16 protein-coding genes are annotated in these 13,059 nt (G+C 40.4%); 5 read left to right on the forward strand and 11 right to left on the reverse strand.

Annotated elements, in window-relative coordinates; translation table 11 throughout:
* Positions 1-22: 22 nt before the first annotated feature.
* Positions 23-1,351 carry an SPFH domain-containing protein gene (locus RBB56_RS02040; protein ID WP_306720748.1) on the reverse strand — a complete coding sequence of 443 codons (1,329 nt, stop codon included), beginning with the start codon at positions 1,349-1,351 and terminating at the stop codon, positions 23-25.
* A gap of 182 nt (positions 1,352-1,533) precedes the next feature.
* Here RBB56_RS02040 and RBB56_RS02045 point away from each other — a divergent pair, with 182 nt between their 5' ends.
* Together RBB56_RS02045 and RBB56_RS02050 are read left to right on the forward strand one after the other, a co-directional pair.
* On the forward strand, positions 1,534-2,571 hold the full coding sequence (locus RBB56_RS02045) for an ABC transporter substrate-binding protein (protein ID WP_306720749.1): 1,038 nt from the start codon (positions 1,534-1,536) through the stop codon (positions 2,569-2,571).
* Between the two features lie 400 nt (positions 2,572-2,971).
* Positions 2,972-4,435 carry an NADP-dependent glyceraldehyde-3-phosphate dehydrogenase gene (locus RBB56_RS02050; protein ID WP_306720750.1) on the forward strand — a complete coding sequence of 488 codons (1,464 nt, stop codon included), beginning with the start codon at positions 2,972-2,974 and terminating at the stop codon, positions 4,433-4,435.
* A gap of 94 nt (positions 4,436-4,529) precedes the next feature.
* On the opposite strand, the gene RBB56_RS02055 is transcribed toward RBB56_RS02050, so the two are convergent.
* The 5 genes from RBB56_RS02055 to RBB56_RS02075 all read right to left on the reverse strand — a co-directional run bounded on the left by RBB56_RS02055 (position 4,530) and on the right by RBB56_RS02075 (position 7,411).
* Positions 4,530-4,859, reverse strand: coding sequence for a LiaI-LiaF-like domain-containing protein (locus RBB56_RS02055; protein WP_306720751.1), 330 nt, complete (start codon positions 4,857-4,859; stop codon positions 4,530-4,532).
* Positions 4,828-5,451: a hypothetical protein gene (locus RBB56_RS02060; protein WP_306720752.1), complete on the reverse strand. Its 624-nt coding sequence runs from the start codon at positions 5,449-5,451 to the stop codon at positions 4,828-4,830. The genes RBB56_RS02055 and RBB56_RS02060 overlap by 32 nt, the downstream gene beginning before the upstream one ends.
* Positions 5,452-5,468: 17 nt before the next feature.
* Positions 5,469-5,960, reverse strand: a complete 492-nt coding sequence (locus tag RBB56_RS02065) for a hypothetical protein (RefSeq protein ID WP_306720753.1) — start codon at positions 5,958-5,960, stop codon at positions 5,469-5,471.
* Positions 5,957-6,505 carry an RNA polymerase sigma factor gene (locus RBB56_RS02070; RefSeq protein WP_306720754.1) on the reverse strand — a complete coding sequence of 183 codons (549 nt, stop codon included), beginning with the start codon at positions 6,503-6,505 and terminating at the stop codon, positions 5,957-5,959. Before RBB56_RS02070 ends, RBB56_RS02065 begins: the two co-directional genes overlap by 4 nt.
* 258 nt (positions 6,506-6,763) lie before the next feature.
* Positions 6,764-7,411, reverse strand: a complete 648-nt coding sequence (locus RBB56_RS02075) for a DUF1836 domain-containing protein (protein ID WP_306720755.1) — start codon at positions 7,409-7,411, stop codon at positions 6,764-6,766.
* A 228-nt stretch (positions 7,412-7,639) separates the two neighbouring features.
* On the opposite strand from RBB56_RS02075, the gene RBB56_RS02080 reads away from it, so the two are divergent.
* A complete protein-coding gene (locus RBB56_RS02080; protein ID WP_306720756.1) occupies positions 7,640-7,930 on the forward strand; it encodes a YerC/YecD family TrpR-related protein in 291 nt (96 codons plus the stop codon).
* Between the two features lie 73 nt (positions 7,931-8,003).
* On the opposite strand, the gene RBB56_RS02085 is transcribed toward RBB56_RS02080, so the two are convergent.
* The 4 genes from RBB56_RS02085 to RBB56_RS02100 form a co-directional block, all read right to left on the reverse strand.
* On the reverse strand, positions 8,004-8,402 hold the full coding sequence (locus RBB56_RS02085) for a bactofilin family protein (protein WP_306720757.1): 399 nt from the start codon (positions 8,400-8,402) through the stop codon (positions 8,004-8,006).
* A gap of 9 nt (positions 8,403-8,411) precedes the next feature.
* On the reverse strand, positions 8,412-9,197 hold the full coding sequence (locus RBB56_RS02090; RefSeq protein ID WP_306720758.1) for a M23 family metallopeptidase: 786 nt from the start codon (positions 9,195-9,197) through the stop codon (positions 8,412-8,414).
* A gap of 96 nt (positions 9,198-9,293) precedes the next feature.
* Positions 9,294-10,361 (reverse strand): PTS transporter subunit IIC, encoded by a 1,068-nt coding sequence (locus RBB56_RS02095; RefSeq protein ID WP_306720759.1) that lies wholly within the window; start codon positions 10,359-10,361, stop codon positions 9,294-9,296.
* A 72-nt stretch (positions 10,362-10,433) separates the two neighbouring features.
* The gene (locus RBB56_RS02100) at positions 10,434-10,952 is read right to left on the reverse strand and encodes a transcription repressor NadR (protein WP_306720760.1); all 519 of its coding nucleotides are present in this window, start codon (positions 10,950-10,952) and stop codon (positions 10,434-10,436) included.
* Between the two features lie 335 nt (positions 10,953-11,287).
* Here RBB56_RS02100 and RBB56_RS02105 point away from each other — a divergent pair, with 335 nt between their 5' ends.
* Entirely contained in the window at positions 11,288-11,488 is a 201-nt protein-coding gene (locus RBB56_RS02105) for a cold-shock protein (RefSeq protein ID WP_306720761.1), read from the forward strand.
* Between the two features lie 201 nt (positions 11,489-11,689).
* Here RBB56_RS02105 and hisA read toward each other — a convergent pair whose 3' ends face one another.
* Positions 11,690-12,472, reverse strand: coding sequence for a phosphoribosylformimino-5-aminoimidazole carboxamide ribotide isomerase (gene hisA, locus RBB56_RS02110; RefSeq protein WP_306720762.1), 783 nt, complete (start codon positions 12,470-12,472; stop codon positions 11,690-11,692).
* A gap of 157 nt (positions 12,473-12,629) precedes the next feature.
* On the opposite strand from hisA, the gene RBB56_RS02115 reads away from it, so the two are divergent.
* Complete coding sequence (locus RBB56_RS02115; protein ID WP_306720763.1) at positions 12,630-13,049, forward strand: hypothetical protein; 420 nt, start codon at positions 12,630-12,632, stop codon at positions 13,047-13,049.
* Positions 13,050-13,059: the final 10 nt, after the last annotated feature.

Genomic DNA, 13,059 nt, shown 5'->3' on the forward strand with positions numbered 1-13,059 from the left:
GCTTACAAGAGGACTAATTTTACTATTTTACATCTTTTTCATCAAATAAATCGCCGCATTCCGGGCAAAACTTCGGTGGATTCTGTGCATCCTCCGGTTCCCATCCGCATTTATCACATTTATACAGAAGTTCACCCGCAGGCTTTTTCTGCCCGCATTCACTGCAGAACTTTCCTTTATTTACCGCACCGCAACTGCACATCCAGCCATCTGCCGGCTTCGCCAAACCACATTCCATGCAGAATTTCCCTGAATTGCCTGTCTTGCCGCAAGAACAACTCCAGCCTTGTGATGCTTCCCTCGTCTTCACCTGCGATGTTTCCGCTTCTGCTTTTCTTTGAGCTGCCATTCCAAATAGTGTGTTCGCATCCATTCCGCCGGCTGCATTTGCCATATTCATACCTGCAAAGGCCATCATCGGACCGGTTGCCTGATTGGATGCTGCCGACTTCATTGCCTCCGCCTGAGCTCCCACTAAGGTAGCCGCTGCCATATCCGGCGTTCTGAGTACCGCAGACTTCTGCAACTCCTTAATCATCGCCTCATCTTCTTCAGAGGCCTTCACAGAATTAACCCCGAAGGAAATGATGGAAATCCCTCTTAACTGCGACCATTTTGCAGACAGCACTTCATTCAATGCCTGTGACAGCTCCATCGTATGAGCGGGAACCGCACTGTAGCGGATACCCATATCCGATATTCTGGCGAATGCCGGCTGTAATGCTGTCATAAGCTCTGTTTTAAGCTGGCTGTCAATTCGATCTCTCGTATAATCTTCCGTTATATTTCCCGATACATTCGTATAAAATAAAAGCGGATCCGTAATCTTATAAGAATATTCTCCGTTACACCGGATAGCAATATCCACATCAAGGCCGATATTGCGGTCTACAACGCGGAAGGGAACCGGACTTGCGGTGCCATATTTATTCCCCATAATTTCTTTCGTATTGAAAAAGTAGATTCTTTGATCCTTACCCGTATCGCCGCCGAAAGTAAACCGTTTACCGATGGATGCGAAGGTACGCTCTATATTTTCCCCAAAATCTCCATAAAACAAAGTCGCTTCTGTGGATGTATCATAAATGAATTCTCCAGCTTCAGCACAGAACTCCACTACCTTACCCTGATCCACAATAATCATACACTGGCCTTCATTTACTGCTACTACCGAGCCATTCGTAATAATATTATCCGATCCTTTGGTATTGCTGCTCTTTCCACCATTTACCCGTTTCTTTCCCTTTGTTACTAATACATCGCTGCTAAGGGCTTCACAGTAAAAATATTCTTTCCACTGATCTGCCATCGTCGTGCTTACCGCACTCGTAATCGCTTTTATTAATCCCATTTGAATAATCCTCCGTTATGTTGCCGAAACAAATACCCCCGACTCTTTTTGGAACCATTTACAATCTATTATAACTAGTTTATCAATGATTGTCTAGCCAAACACGCCTCTTAGGACAAACACATTTTCGACCTTCTTCCATATGATAAATCATCTATTATTCATGGAGGAATTATGTAAAAATGCCGAAACATATTTCATTTTCTTACAAAGGACTGGCGCTCATCCTATCCGCCCTCTTGCTAGTGGGCTGCGTAGCCGGCTGCCAAAAGACAAATAAAAACGAAGCCCCGGGCAGCAGCAAAACACTGACAAAGGTTACACTGAACGAAGTGGCTCACTCTATTTTCTACGCTCCTATGTATGTGGCGATAGAGGAAGGTTATTTCAAAGAAGAAGGTATTGATATCACGTTAGTTACCGGATTCGGTGCCGATAAAACGATGACCGCAGTTCTCACCGGCGAAGCGGATATTGGCTTCATGGGCAGCGAAAGTACCATCTATACTTATATCGGAGGAACACAAGATTACGTAGTCAATTTCGCACAGCTTACACAGCGTGCAGGGAATTTCCTCGTTTCCAGAGAACCCATCGATAATTTCTCATGGGATATGTTAAAAGGGAAGAAAGTGCTTGGCGGAAGAGCAGGCGGAATGCCTGAAATGGTCTTTGAATATATTCTGAAGAAACATAGCATTGATCCGGGAACTGATGTGAGCATTGATCAAAGCATTGATTTCGGTTCTACTGCTGCTGCCTTCTCCGGAGGTCAAGGGGAGTTCACGATCGAATTCGAACCTCATGCTACCTCTCTGGAAACGAAAGGTGACGGCTATGTTATCGCTTCTCTCGGCAAAGATTCCGGTTATGTTCCTTATACCGCCTTCAGCGCCAAGAAAAGTTACCTGGAGGCTCACCCCGATACCATTCAAGCCTTCACCAATGCTTTACAAAAAGGCATGGAATATGTAAACAGCCATACGCCGGAAGAAATCGCAAAAGCGATCGCTCCGCAGTTTGAAGAGACCGATCTGGAGACAATCACCACCATCGTATCCCGTTATCACGAACAGGATACGTGGAAGGAAAATCTTATTTTTGAAGAAGATGCCTTCACCCTCCTGCAAAATATTCTGGATGAGGCAGGCGAATTATCTGAACGTGTCCCTTATGAAACTTTGGTCAACACACAATTTGCAAAAACAGCAGTCCAATAAAAAATTAAATTATAGGTAACTGTTCAGTACCTTCATAGTTACAATTATAGTGCTTTTACAAATAAGTCTATCGGCAAATGTGATAAAATCTCATATTTGCCGATGTTTTTTATAAACTTTTATACAATTTCCCTTTATATTTTATCACTAATTTCAATAAAATTAACTTAAAAATCTTCAAAATATGTATTTATATCGATAAAATTAGACAATTTATTATTATATTCCCTTTTGTCTGTTATATTTTAAAAAATAAATAAGTTTTAAATTTATTCTCTGATGTGATATAATGTCACCAACCAATACACAACCAAGTATAAACCGTGTATATCATATGCGCCGTATCATCCTTTTTATCACGGTATACTTTATCACATTAACAGAATAGGAGTGATCATTTATGTTTTCTCAACTACATTGTGCAAACAAAATATTTAGAAATTTATATAATGGTGAATGGGCAGAATCCAATTCCGGTCAAACGATTCCCATCCACTCTCCGGTAGACGGCTCTTTGATTGGTCATATACAGGCAATGACGAAAGAAGAAGCAGACCGGGCCATCCAGAATACTAAGACGAATCTCACAGAATGGGCCAACACCCCCATCTATAAACGCGCCGAAGTTCTTTACCGCGCAGCGGATATCTTAGTGAAAAATGCGGAAACGATCGCAGATGTATTGGTTATGGAAATTTCTAAGGATAAAAAATCTGCTTTATCCGAAGTAGAACGTACTGCGGACTTTCTTCGTTACACTGCAGATGTGGGTAAAGGTCTGGAAGGAGAAGCGATTGGAGGCGGAAACTTCCCCGGCGGTTCCAAGGATAAAATTTCCTATGTAACACGGGTACCCTTAGGGACTGTACTCGCTATTTCTCCCTTCAACTACCCGGTAAATCTGTCCGTATCCAAGATTGCTCCCGCTCTTATGGGTGGTAACGCTGTTTTACTTAAGCCTCCGACGCAGGGTGCTATCAGTGCACTTTATCTTGTGCAGGCTATGAATGAGGCTGGTCTCCCTGCCGGTATTCTCAATACGGTTACAGGTAAGGGAAGCGAAATCGGAGATTATATCGTAACGCATCCCGGCATCAATTTCATTAACTTTACGGGAAGTACGGGGGTAGGTAAACATATCTCCAATCTTGCCAGAATGGTTCCTTTATTGTTGGAGCTTGGCGGTAAAGATGCCGCTATCGTTATGGAAGATGCTGATTTGGATTCTACCGCAGATAATATTGTTTCAGGCGCTTTTTCCTACTCCGGACAGCGTTGTACCGCTGTAAAACGTATTCTGGTAATGGATAGCGTTGCCGATGAGTTAATTAAACGGCTGACTGATAGAATTCAGGCTCTTAAAGTAGGTGATCCCAGAGATAATGCTCATATTACACCACTGATAGACAAAAAAGCGGCCGACTTCGTTCAGGAGCTTATCGATGATGCGATAAATAAAGGGGCAACTCTTGTTATGGGTAACCACAGAGAAGGAAATCTGCTTTCTCCTACGCTATTCGATAATGTTACGGAAGATATGCGTCTGGCATGGGAAGAACCTTTTGGTCCGGTTCTACCTATTATCCGCGTAAAGAGCAGAGATGAGGCTATCGCGATTGCAAACCGTTCCGAATATGGCCTGCAGTCTTCTGTCTTCACTCAAAATATCAATGATGCCTTTTACATTGCTAATCGATTGGAAGTAGGTACTGTGCAGGTCAATAATAAGACGGAACGCGGTCCTGACCATTTCCCATTCCTAGGTGTTAAGGCTTCCGGCATGGGCACTCAGGGCGTTAAGTATTCTATCGAGGCTATGACCAGACCAAAAGCTGTCGTTATCAATATCGAAGAACATTCTTAAAAACTTTCGCATATAAAATAATTATTAGAAACACGAACAAAGAGCACCGGGTACAACATCTAGTACCCGGTGCTCTTTACTATCGTTTTATATTCTACATAATAACTCCGTATTGTATCGCATAATCAACGGCTGCCATTATCATTGCAAAGAAGGATAGGCAGATAATCAAAACAATCGCCACACTATCATAAACGAAATGAACGCTTTCCTGTTCCCCTTCCAGTTTAGAGAATTTTCTATTACCTGCAAGTACCTCCAGACCTAAAAAGATGAAAATAAACGGCCAAAGACGAAATATCATCTGATAGCTAAGTTGTGGTATCCATATATTTGCCAGAAACAAAAGCCCGAACAATACAAGTAAAATACCAAAGGTTACTGTACCGATCCTATGCGTCTTTACGACCTTCGTCTGTTCCATACTCGCTCCTTCCTATTATTTCTGCCTCTTCATTCACAGAATCACTTTCCTGTGCTTTCACATCTATAATCACTTCGTTCAGCTCTGCCTTTTTCCCTTTAATCATATAGAAACCGCCCAGCACAATACCTATCCCAACAACCATCTGCGGAATTGTATATCCGATACGGCGAAGCACAATAATCATCTCGTTAGGAAGATAAGAATAACAAATGTCCATAATGCTATTCCACAAGAGAACCATACCTATGATAATCAAGGCCGATGCAATTACTTTTCTGAGTTTCTGCGCTCCTACCTTTTCCCATTGGAAAAAAGAATCCAGATGGAATAAGTAGTCGTCCTCCACATTGTTCAAGTCCGTATCCGACATACTGGCAAGATTATGCACATGGAAGAATCCATAAAACCATACGATTAAAATGAGGTAAACCAAAGCCGACAGATTAAGAAATTGAATAATTGCCAATAATCCGAAGCATATCCCCATAAGGCTGACACCCATTTTCATAAATCCCATATACATTTCTCCGGCTCCCGGAATCAGGGAAAAGCAAAATGTTAAAAACTTGTTCTTTTTTCTTCTATTCATTATTTTTTCCTCCATTTTTAATTTGTCAACTCGCTCCACATATGAACGAGATCTTGCGACTTATTTTCTATAAGCTCTCCTAGATTACTTTTATTTCCCTTGCTATCATTCAGAAGTTTTCTATTTTCTTCTTCATAACGTTCCATATCCTCGTTGATTCTTCGTTCTATCCTACTTTCATTTTTCAGTTCCGGAATACCTGTAAAGTCTAAGGGGACAGCGGTCAAACAGAAAATTGCCATGGCTGCAGCCGCCAAAATCTTGACACTATATGCCATAAACTGTTTTTGCACCACTTTCTTGCGTTCGACTGCATCGAAGGAATTGATTCCGCTCACTATCGATACGCTTTTCAACGAGCTTTGTTCTTCTTGCTCTGCCAGCTTAAATACTTCACCCATAATCTGACTCTTAAGATAAACAGGAGCTTTTATTATACTATCTTTCTCCACTTCCTTAAGAAAGGCTTCCAGTTCTTCATCATTCAGATATCTGTACTCTTCCTTCATGCACTCTTCTCCTTCCCATATAGTTTCCTAAGCATATCCCGCGCCCTATAAATTTGTGTCTGAACTGTTTTTATATTTTCGTTCCTTTTCTTCGCGATTTCCTCCGCCTTAAGTTCATCGTAATAAACCGCTTTCGCAATTTCATTATAGGGAGACTTCAACCTACTGCAATAAGTAAGTAATTGCTCTCGCACTTCTTCTTCCAGACATAGTTCTTCCGGCGAGCTACGTGTTTCACTTTGCTGTTCGAAAAATAAATCTTCAGTAGGTACTGACCTTCGCCCTGCACTTCTTAAGTAATCAATGCTTTTGTTCGTAGCCACTTTACACAGCCATGCCTTTTCATTCATATCTTTTAGTTCATCCATATGCTTATATGCGGTGAGGAAGGTCTCCTGAGTCAAATCCTCAGCGGCAAAATAGTCTGCTGTCACCTTATAACAAACGGAAAAGACAAGGTTCTGATAAGTATCAATCATCGCTGACAGCAGTTGTTCTTTCTTTATTTGATTAATACTTCTCACCCCTTCCTTTTTCGTATTCATTTATTATAACGTATTGCTTTCCAGAAAATCTTCAATTTTATTAATTCTTAAAAAGCTTCTTAAAAAGCTCTTAAAAAGAAAAACACAAGGGTTCGACTTTTCACTGTCGTAATTCCTTGTGTCTTTCATTATTTTATCATACCTTGTCCGCAAGCGGCCATGGTATGTTTTTTGCACACTCGCTTTGCTCGGCGCAGTATAATATTGTTTAAATATTATACCTTGTCCGCAAGCGGCCACGGTATACCTTACTATTTTCTATTTATTTTTCTCTTCGTTTGACTTTTCCTTTTTTCCTTCTTTTTTCGTCTCTTCTACAGCCTTTCCCAAGCTATCTACCATCTTCTCGATCAGCAGCTTCTTCACATATACATCGAAGCTAAGCATACAGATAAAAGAAAATAATTGCAGAAATTCCCTATCCTCATCCGGGGCCCTCTCAAAGGTATCCCTGGATATATGATACTTGTTTATCACATCTTCTTTCAAGACATCTACCTGCTCTTTTTCCAGACCGAATACTTCTTTGTATACCTCTCCCAACCCGAATTCATCATTTCTGAAAAAATGCTCCGTTAACGGATTGAGAAGAGTCTGAATGTCGTTAATGGTCAAAATTCCCTTATAATAGTAAATGAAAATCAAGAGCAAGATATGTTCCTTGGAATACTTCTTTTTCTCCGGAGGAGGAAGTAAATCATTCTTCGCATAGTTATTAATCATCGTTTTGGTCAGAATCTTATCGTCTCCCGGATTTCTCGTAGCGCTCTTTAGCTTTTTATCCATAAACGTTGTTACTTGATCCATGTACAAATCTATATTAGGGATATCCTCTAGCTTTATATACTGTATCCGATCTAAGCTTTCTATTATGCTATTTAATAAATCATCCTTATCAATTGTCATAGAAACACCTCTGTACTTTATTATATAGTATTAAAAACCACATGGCAAGCATAAACTTTTGCTTCCCATCGATAGTATAGGCCACAATTCCTCTTTTTAAGTCCTCCTTTACTTTATAACTTTAATATGATAAAATGAAGCATATTGAGTTGTAAGGCTTTAAAGCGCAAAAGCAATCATGTCCGTTGCACAAAGTTTACAGACTACAAGAAAGGTATGGTTATTGACATGAATAAGAAAATAAGGACGGATGCTGTCGATCATTTATTTGATGGCTTTCTTAGTTTGAAGGATAAGGAGGAATGCTACAGCTTCTTCGAAGATTTATGTACGGTCAACGAGTTGTTGTCCCTTTCACAGAGATTCGAAGTCGCTGCTATGTTACGCGACCGCAAGACATATCTGGAAATTGCGGAAAAGACCGGTGCTTCTACGGCAACCATTAGCCGCGTAAATCGTTCCCTCAATTATGGAAATGATGGATACGAGCTTGTATTCGAGAGAATGGATCCGCAATAAAATAAGCCTGAAAAAGGCCGGAAAGAAAATCCACGATTGGATTACTTTCCGGCCTTTTTACCGCTTTCAAATCTTAGACTTCCGTCTCCGGTATCTCCGCCGCTATTAACTCTGACTCAATATCCTGAGTATTCATAGTGCATTGTCCCTGGAATACAGCATTTTCATCGATAATCAAACTTCTCGTCTTGATATTTCCGTCTATCTTTCCTGTCGCGGATACCTCTATCCGACCGCCGGAGTTCATATCTCCTTTTATCGTTCCGGCAACCATAATACTGCTTCCCTTTACATTGCCGTTTATCGTTCCCGTGGGGCTGACAATAACGATTCCTTCAGAGCTCACATCTCCTTTTACCGTTCCTTCAATTCGGATCGTTTCCTTGGCGGTAATATTGCCTTCCATTATCATATCCGCGCCTACAATACTGCTGATTTTAGCATTCAAATGCTCTTGTTTCTTACCCAACATAACTTCCTCCTAACCATTAATTTCAATCATTTCCATTGGATCAATATATGTATTTTCCTGTTTGATACTGTATCCCATATCTACATTTCCCTCTGATATTACATACAATATAGCACCTCTCATCACTTCATCGCCAACCTTTACCAGCGGGTTGCCTCCATTGCGATATATTGTAACATATCCGTTGCCGTGATCAATGCTAATTGAATTGCCGTACTCTATATCCGCAATTACCTCAATCACATTCCCTGCTCCGGAAGCAATTACTTTGGCTCCTGTGGCTGCAGTAAATACCACTTCTTTTCTATCCGTATTCTCAACGGCTGCGGCCGTTTCCTGCTCCGCCGCTTGATCTTCCTCTCCATCTTCACGAGTTTCTTCTACCCCTTCGCTCTTAATCTGTGCTGAGCCGCTCAAGGGAAATCCTTTGGGAAGATGACTCTCTTCCTGCTGTGCTGCTAAGGCTTGCTCTGCCTCCACCTTTTGATTCACCGTCTCGCTTAAGATTGCCACCTTCTGTATCAACTCTTCATTTGAAGTTTCAAGCTGTGCCTTTTCTTCCTTTAATAAATTAATCTGTTCCATCTGCTTCTTTGTACGCTCTACGGAGTCAGAGAGCGTAATGGAGCTATATACCATATAACAGATAATAAGCACTACCGCTGCGAAAATAATTCCTGTAACTGCACCAACTGCTCCTGCCTTGATGTGGAATTGCTTCCTATAATTTTTCGCGGAATCGGAGACTATCATAATGGTATAGCTTGTCTTACTTCTTCTCATTTTGAGATTCATAATAAAAGTCACCTCCAGTAAACTTTACATATTTTACCATAGGTGACCTTATAAACACAACTTTATCATGAAAATTAATTGTAAATCCTTATATTTCTACACATTCAGCTTCATATCCCCATCATTAATCCATCCTTTTTTGCGCATGAATTCAGAAATGAGGAAAGATAAGACGGCCGGTAGTACAAAGTGCATCAATATAACCTGATATAGAATAACGCCAGGAGCCATTCCGGTTTGTATCATCGCCTGATAAGCATTAATCTGGCCTACCAGACCTGCAGTACCCATTCCTGAACCAGTCGGGTTGTTCACCATTGCGAATCCCATCGTTGAAATCGGACCCAAAATAGCACTGGTAATAATAGCCGGAAGCCATATCACCGGCTTTTTTACAATGTTTCCCATTTGTAACATGCTCGTTCCAAGTCCCTGTGCCAACAGACCGTTTGTTTTATTTTCCCTAAATGATGCTACTGCAAAGCCTACCATATTAGCACAGCAGCCTACAACAGCCGCTCCGGCCGCAATTCCATCCAAGCCGAGAATAATTCCAAGTGCTGCGGAGCTGATGGGAAGAGTAAGAATAATTCCCATCAATACTGATACAATGATTCCCATTAAGAAAGGCGATTGAACGGTTCCCCAATTAACAAGGGATCCGAGCCACATCATAAAAGCAGAAATCGAAGGTCCTATCAATAATCCTACCGTCCCTCCGGATATGATACATGCAAAAGGAGTCACAAGAATATCCACTTTTGTCTTTCCTGCTACAAGGCGCCCAATATAAATTGCTACGGTAGCCGCAATAAATGCGCCTAAAGGTTCCCCAGGCCCTGCAAAATGAATCACACCATCTGTGAAAGCACTTCCTTCTATGATTTTGGCTGCAAATGCTCCGATCATACCTGCCACTGCAGTCGATAGGATGACGAGCGGACTGGACTTTAGCCTAACAGCCGCACCGCACCCGATACCCGCTCCTGTCAGCGCTGCTGCCACCTTACCCATGAGAAATAGATATTCTCCAATACTTCCCGGAATTATATTCCCTATCTGCTGAATAATCGTTCCGATAATAAGTGTAGCAAATAACCCCGATGCCATTCCGCTCATTCCTTCAATAAAGATTTCATTTAATACTTTCTTTAATTTTTCCATTATTCCTCCACCCTGACTCTATATGTATTGTCACCTGTCTTGTCAGTCAAGGGCAAGAATAACATATCTTCATTAATTAATCAAGTATCCTTTTTTCTCAAGTTCCTCTCCGATTCTGTTAAGAATCTCTTCATCACCCGCTTCCACCGTATGAAAATGCACTCCACCTGTAAGTTTATTCAGAGGTTTCGTCTCATATTTTTCTACTTGTTGTACAAAAGCTTCCGCATCTGCCCTACTGTTTATAATTAAATCGACTGCAATTTGTCCATAAATATCGTGTTCAACTACGACATCCAGAATCCTTCCTCCGCAATCAACGATAGTATTCAGTTCATCCAGAATTTCTTCATCCTTGTGTTTTACTTTGAACGTCCTTTTTTTTATATTATCATCCGATACTTCCACAAATAAAATATAACCTTTATTCGTGGAAAGTATATTCTTATCCGTGGCGCGCAATAAAGCGATATCCTGAACAATTACCTGTCTGCTCACACCCAGTATTCCTGCCAGTTCCGTTCCTGACACGGGCAACGATTCCTCATGTAATATCTCAATTATCTTCTTCCTTCTTACGTCACCTTCCATAATTACAGCCCTATCCTTTTCTACCGATTATCTATGATTGATATTTCCGTTTCCCATAGCATGGACAGCAAAAAAGACACTTACTAAAAGCAAGTGCCTTTTCCATGTAAAAGGGGAATTTTACATTTGGATTAACTATTGTTAAATCCTTTGTTAAGAATATCATGTGTTTCTAATATTGTATTTGCACTATCTGCATAATTATTTGACATTTCAATCTTTTTATTTTTATTTCATTTTTATTCACATTTTCATTTACTTTTTCGTTTATATATGATATTCTATGGGTGTCGTGTAATGGTATACGATATATTTATTTTGTGGAGGTATCTCAAATGAACAAAGGTACAGTAAAATGGTTTAACAACCAAAAAGGTTATGGCTTCATCTCTGATGAGCAGGGAAATGATGTATTCGTACATTACTCAGGACTTAACATGGACGGCTTCAAGTCTCTTGACGAAGGCGCTGCAGTTCAGTTCGAAGTAATCAACGGCGAAAAAGGTCCCCAGGCTGTTAACGTAACTAGGTTATAATTAGCACTTCGCTAATATAACAAGCTTTAATCAGTATCAACATGTGCCTTTTCATATATAAATAATATACTTTATTAAAATTGTTAATAATAGCAATCGTTTAATAATGGCTTTTATTTAGAATTTGTAATATGGTAACAGTTTTGGTAACGGATTAAGGAAAGAACCTATCTGCATCAGATAGGTTCTTTTTTTGTTCTTTTATTTTTGTTCTTTTATATATGTAAGCACTTCTTCCCACTTCATACTGCCTCCAAATAGATCAAGAGCACTTCCTATCGTTACATTCACTCTTCCCTTGCCAAGCTCCCTCAGTTTCTTCAAATCAGAAAAATTATGAACACCTCCTGCATAGGTGACAGGAATCTTCCCCCAGCCTCCAAGCAGTCCGGCCAATTCTTCCTCAATTCCTTCCGCTTTTCCTTCCACATCCACGGCATGAATTAAAAATTCATCACAATAATTGGAAAACTCATCAAGCATCTCAAGAGATAACTCTACCTTCGTATAATTTTGCCATCGATCGGTCACAATATAATAACGGTCATCCTTTTTGCGACAACTTAAATCTAAAACAATTTTTTCCTTTCCCACTTTGGAAACTAATTTCTCCAAATTTTCATATTTTATACTTCCATCCCTAAAGACATAGGAAGTTACAATCACATGCGAAGCACCGTGTTCTAAATATTCCTCCGCATTATCCGCTGTAATTCCTCCGCCTATCTGAAGGTTCTCCGGATATGCATTAAGGGCTTTTATTGCCTGTTCCTTCGTTTCTTTGAAAAAATTGCTGGATACAGCGTTCAAAAGAATGATATGTCCGCCTTTCAATTGGTGCTTTTTATATAAATTTGCATAAAAAGCTGCATCCAATTCGGACACATAATTTTCACTGGCGGCATCACCTTCATCTTTTAAGCTTCCGCCTATAATTTGTTTTACTTTTCCGTTATGAATATCGATACAAGGTCTAAACTCCATTTTTATTGCCGGCCTCCGTATATTTTTTGTCTCTTTGAACATAATACATAAGGAACACCCGCCTGCTGTGTGCATATGGGTGCGATATGTTTTAACTTGATAAGATGGAGGGAATATTATGAAAAACAGTAAAAAGCTGATATCGGTCTCTCTTATTGTGCTCATGCTCGGTCTTGTTACTGCCTGCGGTAACAGAACGACAACCGACACGAAGAACGATACGGGAACCACTACCGGTACTACTACAAATGGTACCGATAACGGCACTGGTCTTGGCACCACTAATACAAACAATACAACCGGTACCACGAACACCACAGATACTACAAACACTACAGATACCACAGACACCGCAAATGATAGTTTAAATAACGATGTAAACGGTGCGGACAATGCAACAAATGGAGTCGGTGATGGCGTAGGTAACACGACCGATAACCTTGACGACAACAATACAAATACCGGTTCTGTATTAGAAGATGCCGGAAATGCAGTTGGCGATGTCGTAGATGATGTTGCTGATGGCGTATCTAATATTGCTGATGACGTAGTTGGCAATACAAAAACTAATCCTTAATAGCACTGCC

Origin of the sequence: Kineothrix sp. MB12-C1, from assembly GCF_030863805.1 — a bacterium.
Classification (GTDB): domain Bacteria; phylum Bacillota; class Clostridia; order Lachnospirales; family Lachnospiraceae; genus Kineothrix.

Excerpts from the sequence above, each read along its gene's own strand:
- RBB56_RS02085 (WP_306720757.1), bottom strand. The coding sequence starts at position 8,402 with ATGTTGGGTAAGAAACAAGAGCATTTGAATGCTAAAATCAGCAGTATT.
- RBB56_RS02080 (WP_306720756.1), top strand. The coding sequence starts at position 7,640 with ATGAATAAGAAAATAAGGACGGATGCTGTCGATCATTTATTTGATGGC.
- RBB56_RS02095 (WP_306720759.1), bottom strand. The coding sequence starts at position 10,361 with ATGGAAAAATTAAAGAAAGTATTAAATGAAATCTTTATTGAAGGAATG.
- RBB56_RS02050 (WP_306720750.1), top strand. The coding sequence starts at position 2,972 with ATGTTTTCTCAACTACATTGTGCAAACAAAATATTTAGAAATTTATAT.
- RBB56_RS02060 (WP_306720752.1), bottom strand. The coding sequence starts at position 5,451 with ATGAATAGAAGAAAAAAGAACAAGTTTTTAACATTTTGCTTTTCCCTG.
- RBB56_RS02065 (WP_306720753.1), bottom strand. The coding sequence starts at position 5,960 with ATGAAGGAAGAGTACAGATATCTGAATGATGAAGAACTGGAAGCCTTT.
- RBB56_RS02070 (WP_306720754.1), bottom strand. The coding sequence starts at position 6,505 with ATGAATACGAAAAAGGAAGGGGTGAGAAGTATTAATCAAATAAAGAAA.
- RBB56_RS02100 (WP_306720760.1), bottom strand. The coding sequence starts at position 10,952 with ATGGAAGGTGACGTAAGAAGGAAGAAGATAATTGAGATATTACATGAG.
- RBB56_RS02045 (WP_306720749.1), top strand. The coding sequence starts at position 1,534 with ATGCCGAAACATATTTCATTTTCTTACAAAGGACTGGCGCTCATCCTA.
- hisA (WP_306720762.1), bottom strand. The coding sequence starts at position 12,472 with ATGGAGTTTAGACCTTGTATCGATATTCATAACGGAAAAGTAAAACAA.
- RBB56_RS02105 (WP_306720761.1), top strand. The coding sequence starts at position 11,288 with ATGAACAAAGGTACAGTAAAATGGTTTAACAACCAAAAAGGTTATGGC.
- RBB56_RS02040 (WP_306720748.1), bottom strand. The coding sequence starts at position 1,351 with ATGGGATTAATAAAAGCGATTACGAGTGCGGTAAGCACGACGATGGCA.
- RBB56_RS02090 (WP_306720758.1), bottom strand. The coding sequence starts at position 9,197 with ATGAATCTCAAAATGAGAAGAAGTAAGACAAGCTATACCATTATGATA.
- RBB56_RS02075 (WP_306720755.1), bottom strand. The coding sequence starts at position 7,411 with ATGACAATTGATAAGGATGATTTATTAAATAGCATAATAGAAAGCTTA.
- RBB56_RS02055 (WP_306720751.1), bottom strand. The coding sequence starts at position 4,859 with ATGGAACAGACGAAGGTCGTAAAGACGCATAGGATCGGTACAGTAACC.